Annotated in this window: 15 protein-coding genes; 12 read left to right on the top strand and 3 right to left on the bottom strand. The window is 42.8% G+C overall.

What is annotated here, in order from left to right; genetic code table 11:
- Positions 1–21: 21 nt before the first annotated feature.
- Positions 22–1254, bottom strand: coding sequence for a sugar MFS transporter (locus B6N13_RS09880; RefSeq protein ID WP_169459240.1), 1233 nt, complete (start codon positions 1252–1254; stop codon positions 22–24).
- A gap of 259 nt (positions 1255–1513) precedes the next feature.
- Here B6N13_RS09880 and recJ point away from each other — a divergent pair, with 259 nt between their 5' ends.
- The 9 genes from recJ to B6N13_RS09925 all read left to right on the top strand — a co-directional run bounded on the left by recJ (position 1514) and on the right by B6N13_RS09925 (position 12845).
- Positions 1514–3346: a single-stranded-DNA-specific exonuclease RecJ gene (gene recJ / locus B6N13_RS09885; RefSeq protein WP_211172829.1), complete on the top strand. Its 1833-nt coding sequence runs from the start codon at positions 1514–1516 to the stop codon at positions 3344–3346.
- Positions 3347–3482: 136 nt separating this feature from the next.
- Positions 3483–4325: a bifunctional methylenetetrahydrofolate dehydrogenase/methenyltetrahydrofolate cyclohydrolase FolD gene (gene folD, locus B6N13_RS09890; RefSeq protein ID WP_012071425.1), complete on the top strand. Its 843-nt coding sequence runs from the start codon at positions 3483–3485 to the stop codon at positions 4323–4325.
- Between the two features lie 168 nt (positions 4326–4493).
- A complete protein-coding gene (locus B6N13_RS09895) occupies positions 4494–5084 on the top strand; it encodes a UPF0149 family protein (protein ID WP_169459241.1) in 591 nt (196 codons plus the stop codon).
- Positions 5085–5153: 69 nt separating this feature from the next.
- A complete protein-coding gene (locus tag B6N13_RS09900) occupies positions 5154–6461 on the top strand; it encodes an aminopeptidase P N-terminal domain-containing protein (RefSeq protein WP_012071423.1) in 1308 nt (435 codons plus the stop codon).
- A 29-nt stretch (positions 6462–6490) separates the two neighbouring features.
- Positions 6491–7696 (top strand): UbiH/UbiF/VisC/COQ6 family ubiquinone biosynthesis hydroxylase, encoded by a 1206-nt coding sequence (locus B6N13_RS09905; RefSeq protein ID WP_012071422.1) that lies wholly within the window; start codon positions 6491–6493, stop codon positions 7694–7696.
- A gap of 141 nt (positions 7697–7837) precedes the next feature.
- Positions 7838–8665: an HDOD domain-containing protein gene (locus tag B6N13_RS09910; protein ID WP_169459242.1), complete on the top strand. Its 828-nt coding sequence runs from the start codon at positions 7838–7840 to the stop codon at positions 8663–8665.
- Positions 8666–8949: 284 nt separating this feature from the next.
- Positions 8950–10017 carry a Fe(3+) ABC transporter substrate-binding protein gene (locus tag B6N13_RS09915; protein WP_169459243.1) on the top strand — a complete coding sequence of 356 codons (1068 nt, stop codon included), beginning with the start codon at positions 8950–8952 and terminating at the stop codon, positions 10015–10017.
- Between the two features lie 112 nt (positions 10018–10129).
- Positions 10130–11737: an iron ABC transporter permease gene (locus tag B6N13_RS09920; protein ID WP_248280290.1), complete on the top strand. Its 1608-nt coding sequence runs from the start codon at positions 10130–10132 to the stop codon at positions 11735–11737.
- A 40-nt stretch (positions 11738–11777) separates the two neighbouring features.
- Positions 11778–12845, top strand: a complete 1068-nt coding sequence (locus tag B6N13_RS09925) for an ABC transporter ATP-binding protein (RefSeq protein ID WP_169459245.1) — start codon at positions 11778–11780, stop codon at positions 12843–12845.
- A 75-nt stretch (positions 12846–12920) separates the two neighbouring features.
- On the opposite strand, the gene B6N13_RS09930 is transcribed toward B6N13_RS09925, so the two are convergent.
- Positions 12921–13787: an HDOD domain-containing protein gene (locus tag B6N13_RS09930; protein WP_012071417.1), complete on the bottom strand. Its 867-nt coding sequence runs from the start codon at positions 13785–13787 to the stop codon at positions 12921–12923.
- Positions 13788–13890: 103 nt separating this feature from the next.
- On the opposite strand from B6N13_RS09930, the gene B6N13_RS09935 reads away from it, so the two are divergent.
- On the top strand, positions 13891–15087 hold the full coding sequence (locus tag B6N13_RS09935) for a class I SAM-dependent rRNA methyltransferase (protein ID WP_012071416.1): 1197 nt from the start codon (positions 13891–13893) through the stop codon (positions 15085–15087).
- Positions 15088–15173: 86 nt separating this feature from the next.
- On the opposite strand, the gene B6N13_RS09940 is transcribed toward B6N13_RS09935, so the two are convergent.
- A complete protein-coding gene (locus B6N13_RS09940) occupies positions 15174–15830 on the bottom strand; it encodes an HAD family hydrolase (protein WP_012071415.1) in 657 nt (218 codons plus the stop codon).
- A 135-nt stretch (positions 15831–15965) separates the two neighbouring features.
- Here B6N13_RS09940 and B6N13_RS09945 point away from each other — a divergent pair, with 135 nt between their 5' ends.
- Positions 15966–16451 carry an RNA pyrophosphohydrolase gene (locus tag B6N13_RS09945; protein WP_012071414.1) on the top strand — a complete coding sequence of 162 codons (486 nt, stop codon included), beginning with the start codon at positions 15966–15968 and terminating at the stop codon, positions 16449–16451.
- Positions 16452–16500: 49 nt separating this feature from the next.
- Complete coding sequence (ptsP, locus tag B6N13_RS09950; protein ID WP_012071413.1) at positions 16501–18789, top strand: phosphoenolpyruvate--protein phosphotransferase; 2289 nt, start codon at positions 16501–16503, stop codon at positions 18787–18789.
- Positions 18790–18930: the final 141 nt, after the last annotated feature.

Genomic DNA, 18930 nt, shown 5'->3' on the forward strand with positions numbered 1-18930 from the left:
TCTTTTTTGCCGTTTCATTTTTTATCGAGAAATGGGTTTAGAACCAAAGACCCCAAAGTAAGCAATATATAGGTAGCAAATCACCGGCATAACGAATGAGATTTGAAGACCTATTGAGTCAGCAATAAAGCCCTGTAATACCGGTAATATTGCACCGCCTACAATAGCTAAGCAAAGTAAGCCAGAACCACGACTAGTCTGTGGACCAAGGTCTTTTAAGGCGAGGCTGAATATAGTTGGGAACATAATAGAGTTGAATAAGCCAACCAATAAAATAGACCACATAGCAACGTGACCGTCATTTAATATTGCACTAATAATTAATACAATTACGGTCAAGGCATTAAATGTAAGTAAGCTACCAGCAGAAATACGCTGCATTAGTGCTGCACCAATAAAGCGTCCTACCATGGCTCCGCCCCAATAATAGGCGACGTAATGAGCCGCATCGGCCTCAGCTAGGCCTGCAATATTTTCAAGGCCAAAGAAGTTAACTAGCAGGCTGCCGATGGCTACTTCTGCACCTACATACATAAAAATAGCGATAGTCCCCAATACCAAATGGCGGTGTTTTAAAATACTAACACTTGGAGTATCTGTAGTGTCCTCTTCAATATTTGAGGGGGTTGGCAGGCTAATGCGGGTAAAAATAGCGGCTAAAAGAACAAGTAAAATCGCCAAGCCAATGTAAGGGATAATAACGCTCTCAGCTTCTTGTGCTTTGGTGGCATATTGTCCGGCAACCGTAAATAATAGAGCGCCACCAACAAGAGGAGCAACAGTTGTGCCTAACGCATTAAAGGCTTGAGAAAGTGTCAAACGGCTTGATGCAGTTTCAGTTGGTCCCATTGCAGTAACAAGAGGGTTTGCTGCTACTTGAAGAATAGTAATACCTGCCGCTAAAACAAAAAGCGCACTTAAAAATATACTGTATTGCTGTGCTTTTGCTGCCGCAACAAACAGTAAGCAGCCCGCCGCGGCAATCATTAGGCCGATACCTATGCCACGTTGAAAGCCAACTTTTTTGACTAGGTTTCCTGCAGGTATTGAAACGATAAAGTAAGCGCCAAAGAAACACATTTGAATCATCATAGCTTGCGTATAGTTAAGGTCAAAAACGCCTTTCAAGTGCGGTATTAGGATGTCATTCAGTGAGGTAATAAAGCCCCACATAAAGAACAATGATGTTAAGGCGATCAAAGCAAACCGTTGGTTTGATTGGGGCTTATGAGTAGTAGATGAATGATTGTTCATATTTTTTCCGATAGGTTAAAACGAGTGTAGCTCAGTTTTTATCTTTAGAATGCTTATCCAAATCAAAAAAGTGCGGCATCATATCACCGAATATCTTAACTTTCTGGTCAGGAGGCGGTTCTGTAGGTGATAGCCTAAAAAATTCCTTTTTTACGTCAGTTTTGTAAGAAAACCTCTCATATCAGCCACTTATGTAACAAAATCTAATGAAATTATGTGTTTAATTTTTAACCATTTTATGGTGTTTTTTTGTTCGAGAATGGTTTTGTCTTTGCTAAAGGTTTCATCTTGGAATTGGCGGCAGCGCGAGTGCGGCTATTTTCATGTTATTCTTCATCTATCTGTTTATCCTGACTTTGAGATTTATATGCGTATTGTGCGTCGAGCTGTACCTGCTGAACCAAATGACTTTCCCTCGACTATGTCTGCGACTTTACAGCGCGTTTTTTTGTCTCGTGATGTGGTGTCTGTTGCTCAGCTTGATTACCGCTTACCGTATTTATTAAGACCTGATTCTTTATTTGACCTAACCACAGCAGCGAAGATATTAGCGGATGCCATTGTTGCTGGTCAGAAGATTCTTATCGTTGGTGATTTCGATGCCGATGGTGCAACCAGTACAAGTCTTGGGATTCTAGCTTTAGAGGCAATGGGAGCGATTGCCCCAGAATACTTAGTGCCAAACCGTTTTGAATTTGGCTATGGACTTACACCTGAAATTGTTGAAGTCGCACAAGAACGATCACCAGATGTCTTGGTTACAGTTGATAACGGCATTGCCAGTATTGATGGCGTGCTAGCCGCAAAATCCTATGGTATGAAAGTGGTTGTGACCGATCACCATTTGCCCGGTGATACGCTTCCGAACGCCGATGCTATTGTGAATCCAAATCATCCAAATTGCGGCTTTCCAAGCAAGAACTTAGCCGGTGTTGGCGTTATTTTTTACGTGATGTCGGCTTTAAGAGCCGAGTTGAACAGTCGTAATTGGTTTGCAGATCAGCACATTCCAGAACCCAAAATGGCAGATTATTTGGATTTAGTAGCACTCGGAACGGTGGCAGATGTTGTGCCTTTGGATGCTAATAATCGTATTCTCGTTCAGCAAGGCATCAAGCGTATTCAAGCGGGTTTGGCGCGTCCTGGTATTCTTGCTTTATTAGAAGTAGGGCGTCGTGATTATACTCAATTGAAAGCATCTGATTTGGGATTTGTGGTCGGACCAAGATTGAACGCGGCAGGTCGTTTAGATGATATGTCGATTGGTATTGAGTGTTTGCTGGCAGTTCATCCTCATCAAGCACGCGATTATGCGCAGCAGTTGGACCAATTTAATCGAGAGCGCAAAGCCATTGAATCCGATATGAAAGAACAAGCTGAGTTGGTGTTGGAGTCTTTGCTAGATGAAGAGCAAGACATGCCAAATGGTATGTGTTTTTATGACGCGGATTGGCATCAGGGGGTCATTGGTATTTTGGCTTCGCGGATGAAAGATAAATGCCATCGTCCAGTGATTGCTTTTGCCAAAGTCGGTGAAAATGAATTAAAAGGTTCAGCGCGTTCCATCCCCGGCGTTCATATTCGTGATGCGTTGGATTTATTGGCTAAGCGTTATCCACAGTTGCTTAGTAAATTTGGCGGTCATGCCATGGCGGCAGGCATGTCGATCAAAGAATCTCACTATGAAGCGTTTCAATTGGCGTTTGATGCCATAATTACCGAGTGGGTAACGCCGGAACAGCTTGAGGCGACACTGCTAACCGATGGGCCATTGGCACCAGAAGATTTTAGTTTAAGCTTTGCTGAGCAAGTTCGTTTGTCTGGCCCGTGGGGGCAGATGTTTCCCGAACCTTGTTTTGATGGTGTTTTTGATATTTTGCAGCAGCGTATAGTTGGTGAAAAGCACCTTAAACTTATGGTGCGTGAACCGAGCAGTGGTTTGTTATTGGATGCAATCAGTTTTTTTGTGGACTTAAATCAATGGCCAAATGATAAAGCAACGCAAGCTCGTTTGGTTTATAAGCTAGATGTGAATGAGTTTCGCGGTCAGCGTAATCTCCAGTTGTTAGTCGACTATTTAGAACCCGCATAGTTGGATGTTAAATAGTACAAAAGAGAAGATTTACTCTTTTGCCGAACAAATTGGTTTTGGCACTGCGTATCGAAACAAAAGTTGAGGTATAATGCGCCTCCCTCATACATCACTCTAATTTTACTGGAGCTCATTCATGACTGCACTGGTTCTTGACGGCAAACTTTGCGCCAAAGAAACTGAAAACCGCCTACAGGCTCAAGTTACCGAGCTTAAAGAGCGTACCGGTTGCACCCCAATTTTAGCGACAATTCTAGTGGGTGCTGATCCAGCATCAGCCACTTATGTAAAAATGAAAGGCAACGCTTGTCGTCGAGTCGGCATGGATTCTATGGCAATTGAACTGCCTGAAAGTACCACGACAGAGCAGCTTTTAGACAAAATTAATGAGTTAAACAATAACCCAGATGTGCATGGTATTCTGCTACAGCATCCAGTTCCAGCACAAGTTGATGAGCGCCTATGCTTTGACGCGATTGCTGCTCATAAAGATGTAGATGGTGTAACCTGTCTTGGTTTTGGTCGTATGGCCATGAAAGAACCAGCCTATGGTGCAGCGACTCCAGCCGGCATTATGCGTTTGCTGGCTGCGTATGACATACAGTTAGAAGGGAAGCATGTTGTCGTCGTAGGTCGTAGCCCAATTCTTGGTAAACCAATGGCAATGATGATGTTGAATGCGAATGCAACCGTCACAATGTGTCACTCTCGTACCCAGAATTTACCAGAGTTTGTGAAACAAGCCGATGTGATTGTGGGTGCTGTAGGTAAACCTGAGTTGATCAAAGCTGATTGGATTAAGGACGGTGCCATTGTAGTTGATGCTGGTTATCATCCAGGTGGTATTGGTGATATCGAGCTTGGTCCTTTGAAGGATCGCGTTGCGGCTTATACGCCAGTTCCTGGTGGTGTTGGTCCAATGACAATCAATACCTTGATTTTGCAAACCCTAGAGTCCGGCCTTAAACAACTAGGTTAGTAGACTTGAAAGGTGAGTATCACTGCCCCATATTGTGGTAATGATATTGCAGGATGGGATAGAAAGCCGCGCCATTAGGTGCGGCTTCTTTTTTCTAAGTTAAACCGTGATTTTATCTAAGTTAACCCATAGATTTTTATGAACTGAACAGCAAAAGGTTGGCACATTATGTCCACAGAAATGTTAAAAGACGCATTGGACTTTGATTTAATAGCTGATGTTTTTGTCACCGAATCCATTACTGCGTCACCATCAGAGTTGCATGGCCAGCTTTGTGGTTACCTTGCTTCTGGCGTGACCTTGCCGCTAGAAGACTGGCTTGCCATGGTGGTGGAATTTTGTGATATCGAAGGCTGGAAAGAAGAAGCTAGTCGGGCGGTAATCGTTGAACTTTATACCGCTACGCTGACTTTGTTTCAAAATGGCGAGTTTGCGCTAGTACCAAGTATTTCGGATGATGATGCTGAGTTGTGTGAAAGAGGCGTGACTTTGGCGCAATGGGCGCATGGCTTTTTGGCCGGCTATGGATTATCAGGTCAGAAAAATGAACTACCTGATGAAACCAAGCAAATCCTACGTGACTTTGCCAATATATCTGGCATGCAAGCAGAAATGCGTGCTTTAGAAGATAACAATGACAATGAAGCCGATTTAACCGAATTGATTGAGTATGTCAGGCTATCTGCGATGATGTTGTACACAGAACATCATGATATCAATCCCGATGTAGATCATACCAAACAGAGCTCCTTGCACTAGATTTTTATGTTAAATAAAAATGTTATCGCTAGCGTTTAATGGAATGACAATTAATAAGTGAGACCTTCTATGAAAATCAACACTCAAACTTATCAGGCTCGTCGTGAACGCTTGATGCAATCGTTACCTGAAAACAGTGTGGTTGTTTTGCGAACGGGCGAGTTAGCTACTCGTAATAATGATTGTGAGTATGAGTTTCGTCCGCATAGCAGTTTTTTCTATTTAACTGGATTCCCTGAACCAAGTGCCTACGCCATTATTCGTGGCCGTGGTGAAATGACCTTAGTTACTTTGCCAAAAGATCCTGAACGTGAGCAATGGGATGGGTTTCGTTTTGGAACTGAAGGTGCAATTGCTAACTTTGGTGCGAAAGATGCTGCTCCACTAGAAGAATTAGATAATATCGCCATGGTGGCATTAGATGGAGCTGAGCAAGTGGTGTACTTATTCAATGACGATGTGCTACGCGAAAAGATTGCCGGTTGGCGAGATGCAATTGCCGCTCGCGTTCGAATGGGAGCGATAGCACCGACAAGCTTCACTGACTTATTGCCTCTGGTTTCTGAAATGCGTTTGCGCAAAGACGCTGAAGAAATCGCCATTATGGAAACAGCTGCGCAAATTAGTGTTGAAGCTCATAAACAGGCGATGCGATCTGTTCGTCCGGGTATGAATGAATACCAGTTGGAAGCAGAGCTGAATTATATCTTTATGAAATCCGGTGCACGTCAACCAGCGTATAACAATATTGTTGCGTCTGGCAGTAATGCATGTGTCTTGCATTACATTAAAAATGACGAGTTTATTGAAGACGGTGATCTAGTATTGATTGATGCCGGTGCAGAATTAGGTTGTTACGCAGCGGATATTACTCGTACTTTTCCTGCTAATGGTAAATTTAGTGAGCCACAGGCGGCACTATATCAGGTGGTACTAGACGCCTATAATGCTGGCATGAAAGAGCTAAATGTAGGAACACCTTATGAAGCTTGCCATAATGCGGCGGTTCGGACTTTGACTGCAGGTTTGGTAGCACATGGCTTATTGACAGGCGATGTCGATCAACTGATCGAGAGCAAGGCATATAGAGCCTTTTACATGCACAATACAGGTCATTGGTTAGGTCTGGATGTTCATGACTGCGGCGCTTATAAAATTGCTGGTGAATCTCGTTTGTTAGAAGAAGGTATGGTGTTAACCATTGAACCGGGTTTATACGTTTCTGCTGATGATGAGTCTGTCGATGCAAAATGGCGAGGTATTGGTATTCGCATTGAAGACGATGTGTTAATTCGTGCTGATGGCCCTTATGTTTTGACCCATGGACTGCCAAAAGAAATTGCAGAAATTGAAGCCTTAATGGCTGAAAGTCGATAAAACTACTGAGACTAGACGGAGTAAAGAAGATGGCTAAGTCGTACGATTTGATAATAGTTGGTGCCGGTATGGTTGGCGCTTTGTCTGCGATATTGTTAGCTAAATCTTCTTTACGAATTGCTCTTGTTGATAAACATGATGGCGAATATCGGTTGTCCACACCGCCAGCTTATGACGCTCGCGTGAGTGCCATTTCTAGTCAATCTAAAGCCTTGCTAGAACAGGCTAATGTTTGGCAAGGCATTGCGCAAGACCGTATTGCTTCTTATGACAATATGGTGGTTTGGGATGGTCTGGGTGAGGGATATATTGACTTTAATGCCCAAGCGACAGCAATGCCTGAGCTTGGCCACTTAGTCGAAAATGCCGTGCTTAATCAGCAATTGATGACGCAGGTAAGAAGGTTAAAAAACATCGATCTTTTTCTAGGGGATACCTTAGAGTTTCATGAGCTAAGTGAATCTGGTGTAAGAGTGGAGCTGATGTCAGGACATGTTCTGGATGCTAAAGCTATTATTGCTGCTGATGGCGCTATGTCCAAACTACGCACAGAAAATGCCTTTGATACGGTTGAGTGGGATTATGGTCATCATGCGATTGTCACTACGCTTGAAATAGCCCAGTCCCATGAAAATACCGCTTGGCAAAGCTTTGGTGAAGAAGGTATTTTGGCATTCCTTCCGCTTCCTTCGGTCGATCAAAAACATTTTGTGTCTATTGTTTGGTCTGTGCCACCAAAAGAAGCTGAGTCTTTGATGGCTCTTGATGAAGAGGCATTTTGTCGACGCTTACATTACGCAATCAATAAACGTTTCGATGTTTTGGGGTTGACGCAAATCCGCCAAGCAATACCGCTAAGACAGCGCCATGCAAAACAATATGTGAAAGCAGGGTTGGCGTTAATAGGTGATGCAGCACATACTATTCATCCGCTAGCAGGGCAGGGTGCTAACTTGGGCTTTGGTGATGTTAAAGCCTTGGTTGAGGTATTAGAAAAAGCCCATCGGCGAGGTGAACATCTTGGCGCGAGTAAAGTATTGCGTCGTTACCAGCGTGCACGTATGTTGGATAATATTGCCATGGCTGCAGGTATGGAGTCATTTAAGCGCTTATTTTCGACTCAACAGCCGCTTGTTGTTCAGCTTAGAAATATCGGTATGAAGCAATTTAACAAAGGGGAGACCCTGAAGAAAAAGTTGGTTGCACGTGCTGCAGGTTTGTCTTCTTTTTCTTAAATTAAGCACTTTGTTGTTTTTTGCAATTATGAAGTAATGGCGTGTTTTCAAAACGCTACGTATTTCCGGTTGCAAAAAGCATTTGCTGTCTTATTCTGCATGTATAGATATATCATCAATCAGAATAAAAGGCGGAATGGTATGCAAGCAACAGATCTTTTGAAGAAAACGGACAAACTTCCCAATGTTCCCGATGTTGTTCGCGAGCTGATTCAGCTTCTTAGTGATCCCAATGTAAAATATTCAGACCTCACTGAACGAGTTTCTCATGATCAGACAATTTCATTAAAAGTATTGCGAGTGGTTAACTCGGCTTATTTCGGATTATCGAGAAAAATTTCTTCTATTGATGAAGCAACTGTATTGCTCGGCACGGATAAACTGAAAACCTTGGTTATTGCTTCTGGCTTTTCTAACTCGGTTGCAAAGGTGGAGGGTTTAAATCTTAATGAATTTTGGGCGGATTCTTTTCGCGTGGCGGAATTGGCACAATGGTTTGCAAAGCGGACACCTTTGGTTGAAGTAGATGAAGCATTTACGGCAGGGATTGTTCATAACATCGGACGATTATTATTGCATCTTACCGAGCCTGCTATTGCGCAAGAGATTCAGTCTTTGGTTGCAAACCGCAAAGCCGGTCGTGTTAAAGCAGAACAAGATTTACTTGGTTTTACTACTCAAGATGCTGGCAAAGCGCTAATGGATTTGTGGAAGTTTCCGGCAGGGCTAGGGTACGCAGTACAACATCATAAACGTCCGTTTTCTGATAATGAACCAAATCCACTTGCCTGTGTATTGAATTTGGCTTGTTACATTAATGCGTGTATTCGTAACGAGCGAGATTACGATTTAGTTCGAGAGGGCTTTCCTTCTGCTGTAGCGAAAGCGGCTGGTTTGTCTGAGGGTGTCATTTATGAATTAGATGACGCTTTAGCGATTGGCGATGGACTCAATCAATTACTTCATTAAGTTTTGGATTCGTCATTTAAAGTCTCTAAAGTGCTTTTAAACACATGTATTTAATAGATTGGCTTATTTGAAAAAATAGATGTGTCAATTTTTAGTTCATCTTTGTTTTTTCGCTATTTAAATCCAGACTTTACCTCTATAAATAAATGATAATCGCTAGTGTTTAGCATTGTGTTGTGCTAATTTCTTGTCTCTTTTTTTATGATCTTTTCTCTTGTTTTTATCTGCTATGTGGTGTTTTGGGAAGAGGGAATCTGTTGAATTAGTAGAAGGTGAGTGTGTTTATGAAACTGCGCAAAACGATCAAAACGCAAGGACGAAAATCAATATTTAGTTATGTTGGATTTGCTGCGTTAGCTTCATCATTGCTTCTTTCTACCGGTTTACAAGCCAAAGGCGAAGTGAATATTTATTCTGCCCGCAAAGAATCTCTTATAAAGCCCGCTTTAGATAAATTCTCAGAACAAAATGATGTGGTTGTAAACCTTATTACGGGGTCTGCCGATGCTTTGTTAAGTCGTTTGAAAGCAGAAGGTGATGCGAGCCCAGCGGATATTTTTATCACGGTTGATGCTGGTCGCTTGCACCGAGCAAAAGCGGCTGGTGTATTACAGCCTATTCACAGTGACGTATTAAGCGCCAACATACCAAGTCATTTGCGAGATAGTGATGGCTATTGGTTTGGTCTATCTCAGCGTGCTCGCGTAATTTTTTACAATCCGGAAAAAGTATCAGTAAAGGACTTATCAACTTACGAAGACCTTGCAGATCCAAAATGGAAAGGACGTATTTGTGTGCGTTCGTCAGCCAATATTTATAACCAATCTCTGGTTGCTTCAATGTTAGAGGCCGATGGTCGTGAGAAAACGCAAGCCTGGATCAAGGGGCTGGTATCGAACTTAGCACGTCCGCCTTTTGGTGGTGATGTGGATCTATTAAAAGCCGTTTCTGCGGGTGTATGTGATCTAACGTTGGCGAATACTTATTACTATGGCCGTCTTGGGCAAAGTGATAGCGCAGACGAAAGAGCGGTTTATAACGACGTAAAATTGTTCTGGCCTAATCAAGCACAAGGTGAGCGTGGTGCTCATGTTAACGTTAGTGGTGCAGGCATTACTGCCGCGGCGACTAATATTGAAAATGCTACCTTATTGCTTGAGTTTCTTACCAACCAAGCTTCTCAAGAATGGTACGCCCACGTGAATAACGAGTACCCAGTGGTAAAAGGCATTGGCGCGCCAGAAATGTTGGCGCCATTTGGTACATTCCGCTCTGATACCATTTCATTAAGCCAATTAGGTGAAAACAATCGTGAAGCGGTTGAACTGATGGATATTGCTGGTTGGAAGTGATTTTTCTGATATTTGCTCCATATAACGAGCTTTCTGATGTGGTTTTTAACGATTGATGGCTAATTTAGCTCCCCCTAGTGTAGTAAGTAAGTCTAAGTGGAATTGGTTAAAAATGGCGGCAATGCTTATTGCCGCCATTTTGGCATTACCCATCTTGGTTGTTTTGGTTAATGTTTTGATCGGTGATGGTGAAGTGTGGCGACACCTTTATCAGACTGTCTTAGCAGAATACATTTCTAACTCCTTGTTACTGATGTTGGGTGTTGGTATTGGTGTGCTGGTTATCGGTGTGCCTTGCGCTTGGTTGACTAGCATGTGTGATTTCCCCGGTCGCACCTTACTATCTTGGGCCTTGCTGTTGCCAATGGCCGTGCCTGCTTACATTATTGCTTATACCTACACGGGGGTATTGGATTTTGCAGGTCCTGTACAAACTTTTATTCGCGAACTTACTGGTTGGCGTTACGGTGAGTATTGGTTCTTTGAAATACGTTCCCTTGGTGGCGCCATAGCTATGCTGACCTTGGTTCTTTACCCTTATGTGTATCTCATGAGCCGAGCGGCTTTTTTAGAGCAGTCTGAGAACACCTTAGAAGTTAGTCGCACACTTGGCTATTCTGGTCGCGCGGTATTTTTCAAATTGGCACTTCCCCTTGCTCGTCCGGCGATAGTAACAGGCCTTACCTTAGCGCTTATGGAGACATTGGCGGATTATGGTACGGTGCAATATTTCAGTGTAAATACTTTCACAACGGGCATTTTACGAACCTTTTATGGATTTGGTGATATCGCAGCTGCTTCTCAGCTGGCAGGTATTTTACTGATGTTCGTGGCGGTGTTGATTCTGCTAGAACGATATTCTCGGCATCGCATTCGTTATCATGCATCAGGTCTAAAAAAGGCCAGTAATCGGCGTATGATTTTGAAAGGTAGTCGTGGCTTTATAGCGTGCATTTTTTGCTTGCTGCCTATTCTTGTTGGCTTTCTTATTCCCGTAGGTGTGTTGGCGTATTGGGCGGTATTTAAAGCAGAAATGCCCGGCGCGAACTTTATTCAACTGGCGTGGAATTCGTTTTATCTTGCTGCGATGGCCTCACTCATTGTGGTGAGTTTAGCCTTGATATTGAGTTACGCTATTCGTTTAAATAATGGTAAAGCGGTGAGGACATCTGTAGGCATTGCGGGCTTAGGTTATGCTTTACCAGGGACGATTATTGCGATTGGTACCATTGTTCCTCTAGCTTGGTTGGATCATCGAATCATTGATTTGGTTAAACATTACAGTGGGGAAAGAGTCGGTTTACTTTTTTCTGGCACATTAGTAGCGTTGCTGTTTGCTTACACTGTTCGTTTTATGGCGGTATCTTTAGGGGCGGTTCAAAATGGACTTGGAAAGATTAAACCCAGTATGGATATGGCAGGACGTTCGCTCGGTATGTCGCCTTTTAAAGTGTTAACCCGTATTCATATTCCACTTTTAAAAGGGTCTGTTCTTACGGCAATACTGATCGTCTTTGTCGATGTATTAAAAGAATTGCCAGCCACTTTGGTATTACGACCATTTAACTTTAATACGTTAGCGGTGCGAGCTTTTGAATTGGCGTCAGATGAGCGACTGGTTGATGCGGCTCCTGCTTCGTTAATGATAGTGCTGGTGGGGCTGGTGCCAGTGATTTTGTTGAGTCGTTCCATTTCTTCTCACCTGAATAAATCTAAATAGTCGAAGCGCCAAATAGCGTTTATTAAAAATAGGATCGCATATGACATCGTTACCTCCTCATAAACTATTGAAAGAAATGACACTGACCGATGTTTCGGTTGGTTATGATGGTGATGCGGTTGTTAAAAATGCTTCATTTAAACTGTTAGAAGGGCAGATCGGTTGTTTACTTGGGCCAAGTGGTTGCGGTAAATCAACCTTGTTGCGTGCAATTGCAGGCTTTGAGTCTTTAATGACGGGGCAAATATGCATTGATGATGAGGTGATTTCTCATCCAACACACAGTGTGAATCCTGAACATCGCCATATTGGTATGGTTTTCCAAGATATAGCCTTGTTTCCTCATCTTACTATTGAACAGAATATTGCGTTTGGCTTGTCTGCTTGGTCTAAAGAGGCGGCACAGGAACGAGTGACTTATTTGTTAAATTTGGTTGGTTTATCTGGTTTCCAGTCGCGCTATCCACACTCTCTTTCTGGTGGCCAACAGCAACGTGTTGCTTTGGCTCGCGCCATTGCACCTAAGCCTAAATTACTGCTTATGGATGAACCCTTTTCTGGGCTTGATGCTAAGTTAAGAGAAGAGCTGGTGCCCGATATACGTGTCATATTACAGCATGAAAAAATGAGTGCGTTATTGGTTACCCATGATCAAATGGAAGCCTTTGCGATGGCTGATCAAGTATCGGTTATGAACGAAGGCGTAATTCATCAAACAGGTTCGCCGTATCAGATTTATCATCGACCAAAAACGCGCTTTGTGGCGAGTTTTATTGGTCATGGTGATTTCCTAGCAGCGACTGTCTGTGGTCCAGATTGTGTTCATTCAGATTTGGGTAATATTCGCGGTGATTTAGACCATGGCTTTGCTGACAATACTCAAGTGGACTTATTGGTTCGTCCTGATGACATTTTGCATGACGATGACAGTGAATTTGTTGGCGTGATTGTAAGTAAATGGTTTCGTGGGTCACACTTCTTATATCGCGTGAAATTGTCTTCTGGCAAAGTGGTCTATTGTTTTGCTTCTTCTCACCACAATCACTCAGTGGGACAAGAGATCGGCTTGAGTGTTCATTTAGATCACCTTGTGATGTTTCCACGTTAGTAGATAAAAATACCCAAGTGACTTATTTATAAATTACTTGGGTATTTTTATGTCTTGTTTGGGGAAGCAATAGAATTAGATAGTTCCGATTCCTTGTTCATGGCAAACTTCAATCATGCCTTCAAAATCGTATTCACTCAATTCAAAATGATCTAAGACGTAATGGCCAATTTTTTGCCATTCGTAGTCTTCGCTTGCACCGCCTATGTGTCTAAAGGTTGAGGCAATGTGCTCAGCCATTTTTAAAATAGAAGCAAAGCTTAAATTAATCGAGTCGCCTGGCACTCTGTGGCGGAATAAGTAATCGACTCGGTGGTGTTTGGCGATAACCGCACAGCAACTTTTAGGTAGCCCCCATGATTTTGCTAAATAATAACCAACAACCGAATGGTTGGTTTTGAAAGCTTGGTTTTCAACATCGGTTAGGTTGAATTCTGGATCTTGATAACCTTGTTTCAATACGTCTTTGTAGCCATCGAAACGCTTCAGCATAAGGGGAATGCCGGCGTTATGAAACAGGCCAAGTGCATAGCATTCATCTTGATATTTAAAACCAACTTGATTAGCTAGGCTTGAGCAGATGGCGGCGACATCGCTCGCGGTATCCCAAAAGCTGTGTAGGGATTGTATAGCGTCGTCGGATAGTTCACTTTTTACCGCAAGTCCATTGACTATGTTGGTTACACTGGTTGGGCCAAGCAACATGACGGCTTGTTGAATAGATGCTATTTTTGTAGATAAATTAAAAGACGCAGAGTTGACAAGTTTTAAGACAGCAGCTGAAAGGCTTACATCCTGTGAAATGATTTCTGATATACGTGCCATGTCAGGATCTGGCATGGCTTGTTCCATGTGTAAATCCACCATAATCTGCGGTTGTGGTGGAATGCTGATGCCTTGCAAGATGAGTTTTAGCTGATTTTCATTTAATGTAGATGACATGGACACACTTCTTTAAGACAAGTAACTTTACAGCTACGTAATTCGTAGCAATTGAATCTAGAGTCTTTATAATAGCGTTTTTTAAATATACTGGGTGAAAATTTTGAGTGTTATTCGACTAAAAGGTCAAGCTGATCGCCGTTTAAGGGCTGGACATCAATGGATTTACAGCAATGAGGTAGATACCTCAGCTACGCCATTAAAGCAATTTACCCCAGGGGATCAGGTTGTTGTCGAAACAGCTCAAGGTAAACCTCTTGGTATTGCGACAATAAATCCTAATACATTGATCTGTGGTCGCTTAATGAGCCGTAGTATCGATACGTTTTTAAACAAGTCGACCTTAGTGCATCGTCTAAAGATTGCTTTATCTTTGCGAGAGCTGACTTATCCAGCGCCGTATTACCGTCTTGTTTTTGGTGATTCAGACGGTTTGTCAGGCTTAGTTGTCGATCGTTTTGCCGATATTTTAGTTGTACAAATATCGACCGCTGGTATGGAGCGAGTAAAAAACGAGATCGTTGAAGCCTTGCAAGATGTAGTGAAGCCATCAGCGATTCTGATGAAAAATGACGGCAAGATGCGCCAGATTGAAGGCCTTGAAACCTATGTTGAAGAAGCTTTTGGTACGGTTCCAGAATTGGTTTTTCTACAAGAAAATGGTGTTTTGTTTCAAGCTCCAGTGTGGGATGGTCAAAAAACCGGCTGGTTCTATGACCACCGTGAAAATCGTAAAACCATGCAAGGTTTTTGTGATGGTAAGCGCGTATTAGACGTTTTCTCCTATGTTGGTGGCTGGGGAGTGCAGGCAGCTTCTGCTGGTGCAACCGATGTGACTTTTATTGATGCCTCTGAAAGCGCTTTGAGTCATGTGGAAGAAAACCTTAAATTGAACCAATTTGAAGGTGGTTCTAACTTGATGCATGGTGATGCGTTTGATGCTATGCAATCTTTAATTGAAGACAAAGAGCGCTTTGATGTGGTCATTATGGATCCACCAGCTTTCATCGCTCGTCGTAAAGATATTAAGGCGGGAGAAGGGGCTTACCATAGAGCAAATCAGCTGGCGATGCGCTTGGTTGCTAAAGGTGGTATTTTGGTTTCTGGCTCCTGTTCTATGCATTTAGAAACAGGGCGATTACATGACATTATTCGCAGCAATAGCCGTCAGTTAGAGCGATTTTCACAATTGATTTACCGTGGAACGCAAGCGCCAGATCATCCTGTGCACCCTGCTATTGAGGAAACAGAATATCTAAAAGCACTGTTTTATCGTATTCATAACAATATGGGCTTATAGCATTACTTGCTGATTGTCTTTTAAAAGAGACGAGACAAAAAGCGCTGGCAGAATTGCTCTGACAGCGCTTTTTTTATGTGTTTTGATTAATCTCTTAGGGAGATGTGTTGCCAGCCGCGTTCTTGGGCGATTTTGGTTAATGTCTCATCCGCATCTACCGCAATTGGGTGTGTAACCAATTCTAACAAAGGCAAGTCATTGCGTGAGTCACTGTAAAAATAGCTGCCTTCCATTGAATGTCCTGTTTCAGCGAGCCAGTCATTGAGACGTGTGACTTTGCCTGCTTGGAAACTTGGTATGCCAACGATTTTTCCTGTGTAGTGATCATCAATAATTTCTGGCACAGGCGCAATGATATGGTCCATACCCAAGGCGTCGCCAATTGGACCAGTAACAAACTGATTGGTGGCGGTGATCATGAGCAAAAAATGACCTTGATCTTTATGATGCTTTAATAAAGCGTTGGCTTTTTCCTGCATCATCGGCTGAACTTTTTCTTGCATGAAGGTGTTGTGCAGTTTGCTGAGTTCTTCTTTGGAGAATTTAGTTAACGGTTCTAAGCTAAATGCTAGATATTCATGAATGTCTAGTGTTCCCGCTTGGTATTCTTCGAAGAACTTATCATTGGCTTGTTTGTAGACTTGGCTGTCTACTAAGCCTTTCTCAACTAGAAATTGCCCCCAAGTGTAATCACTGTCGCCGTTTAATAAAGTGCCGTCTAAGTCAAATATTGCGAGTGTCACAAGCTGTCCCCAATTCTTCTAAAGTGCGTGAATTATAGCCTTCAAGACAATAAATAACAGCAGTCTTAATTGTGCAGATGGGGGAATTATGGAACAATGAAACTAATTTATTTTTATATTAAAAGGTGATAGCTCGTGATTGATGCAGACGGATACAGACCGAATGTGGGCATCATACTGATGAACGAGCGTGGCCAACTTCTTTGGGCGAGACGCGTAGGGCAAAATGCTTGGCAGTTTCCTCAAGGAGGTATCAAATCCGACGAGACACCAGAAGAAGCTTTATTTAGAGAGCTAAAAGAGGAAGTAGGCTTAGATCCTCATCAGGTGGAAATAATAGGTAAAACTCGTGGTTGGCTGCGTTATCGTCTTCCTAAGCGCATGCTAAGACACAACAGTAAGCCTTTATGTATTGGGCAAAAACAGAAATGGTTTCTTTTATCTATTCGTTGTCCTGATGCTTCTGTGTGCGTTGATGGAACGGAAACGCCTGAATTTGATGGCTGGCGCTGGGTTAGTTATTGGTATCCACTGGGTCAGGTTGTGGCGTTCAAAAAAGATGTTTATCGCCGAGCTCTAAAAGAGCTTATCCCCAGTGCACATCGTCGACTAGAAAAGTGATAAACTTACTGGCTTGATGCTGGAGGTTATATAGATTGATGGGAGAGCTATGCTAAGTTTGTTAAGACGTATTACCCAGGAGGTGACTGCCGCGCAGTCTTTATCTGCGGCACTGGATATTATTGTCCGACGTGTCCGCAGAGCAATGCGTGCAGAGGTGTGTTCTATCTATTTGGTGGATACGAACACGAAAGAATATGTCTTAATGGCAACTCGAGGTTTAAATGCTGATGTTGCTGGTAACGTTAGTCTAAAGGCCGATGAAGGCCTAGTCAGTTTGGTTGGCCGTAGGGCTGAACCTGTCAACCTTGAAGATGCTCATATTCACCCATCTTTCCATTATTTAAAGGGCTCTGGAGAAGAGCGCTATCGTTCTTTTTTAGGTGTTCCTATTATCCATCATCGCCAAGTATTAGGCGTGTTGGTGGTTCAGCACGAAGATAAACGTCGTTTTGATGAAGGCGAAGAAGCCTTTCTTATTACTTTATCAGCTCAATTAGCTGGTGTTATTGCTCATGCCGAAGCAACGGGGGCAATCACAAACCTTAATCCTAATGCCATTCCTAGTGGATCTGATTTTCGTTATAAGGGCGTTCCTGGTAGTTCTGGTGTGGCGATTGGTCGTGGTGTGGTGGTGTTTCCGCCTGCCGATTTAGATGTTATCCCCGATCGTCGTACAACAGACTTTGATGAAGAGATTCAAGATTTTTATCAAGCACTTGACGCCGTTCGGCAAGACATTCGTCGGGCCAGTAACCGTATTAGTCAACACCTTTCGGAAGATGAAAAAGCATTATTTGATGTTTATCTAAAAATCTTAGATGATAACTCAATCGCTGGTGAAATTGTTCGTAAGATCAAAGAGGGTAATTGGGCCCAAGGTGCGTTAAGGCAGGTTATTCAGGCGCATATTCAGCAGTTTAACCGCATGGATGATCCTTATTTACGTGAGCGAGCTTCAGATCTTCGTGATCTTGGTCGTCGTATCTTATCTCATCTTCAAGAGAAAGCACCAAATGTAGCTGAGCGCTTCAGTGAGCCGTCTATTATTATCGGTGAAGAGCTAACGGCTTCCATGCTGGGTGAAATCCCAATCGATAAGATCAAAGGTCTAGTCTCGGTAATGGGGTCGGGTAACTCCCATGTGGCAATTTTAGCTCGTGCGATGGGCATTCCAACTGTTATGGGGGCATTAGATCTACCTTATGCACAGTTGGATAAAGTGGATCTTATTGTCGACGGTTACTTAGGTAAGATTTTTACCTATCCGTCTGATGCACTGATCGAAAATTATCAACAAATTGTTGATGAAGAACGTCTATTAGAAGAAGAGTACGAAACACTTAAAGACTTACCTTGTGAAACACTTGATGGTCACCGCTTATCTTTGTATGTAAATACTGGTTTGTCTGCTGATATAGCCCGTTCTTTGGATCGTGGTGCTGAAGGAATAGGTCTTTATCGTACAGAAGTACCTTTCATGGTTCGCGATCGTTTCCCTACAGAAGCGGAACAGGTGGTTATTTATCGCCAACAACTTGAAGGCTTTGCGCCTTCTCCAGTAACGGTTCGTACCTTGGATATTGGCGGTGATAAAGCACTGCCTTACTTCCCGATAAACGAAGCAAATCCTTTCTTGGGCTGGCGTGGTATTCGAGTTACTCTGGATCATTTGGAAATCTTTATGGCGCAAATTCGTGCCATGATAAAAGCCAGTGCTGGTCTGTATAATCTAAAAATCATGCTACCTATGATTTCAAATGTGGCGGAAGTAGAAGAAGCTTTGGCACTGATTCGTCGAGGTTATGCAGAGGTTAAAGAAGAAGGTTATGACGTCAAAATGCCTCAGGTCGGCGTGATGATAGAAATTCCTGCAGCAGTTTATCAAGTCAAAGAGTTAGCTGAATTAGTAGATTTCTTATCCGTAGGAAGTAATGATTTAACACAATATTTACTTGCGGTAGATCGAAATAATCCTCGTGTGGCCGACTTATATAACTCCTTCCATCCTTCTGTATTACGTGCGCTGCTTAGCATTGTTGATCAAGTTAGAGATGAAGGTGTCGGTCTAAGTGTATGTGGTGAAATGGCCGGAGATCCGATGGGGGCTATTTTGTTGATGGCCATGGGGTATGACGTTTTATCGATGAGTTCTACTAGCCTTCCTAAGGTAAAAGCGGTCATTCGAAATATTTCGATGGAACAATCACAGGCTATGCTGAACGAAGTGATGAAACTATCTCATGCCGAAGCTGTCACACAGACCATGACTCGACTCATGCGCGAAGCCAATATTGAGCGTTTGATTAGACCATCTAAAACCAGCAACGTGGATTAATACCTACCAGAGATTTTTTCAATATTATGAGATATTTACACGACGTCATGAGCGAAGCCAAGACAAGGCAAAAACAGACTAAAAAACGGAGTCTATGGGTTATAAATGAGCATTTTGAATCTGTTTTTAACGCGGTTTTGA

It is taken from the genome of Marinomonas sp. UCMA 3892 (assembly GCF_012726345.1).
Lineage (GTDB): Bacteria > Pseudomonadota > Gammaproteobacteria > Pseudomonadales > Marinomonadaceae > Marinomonas.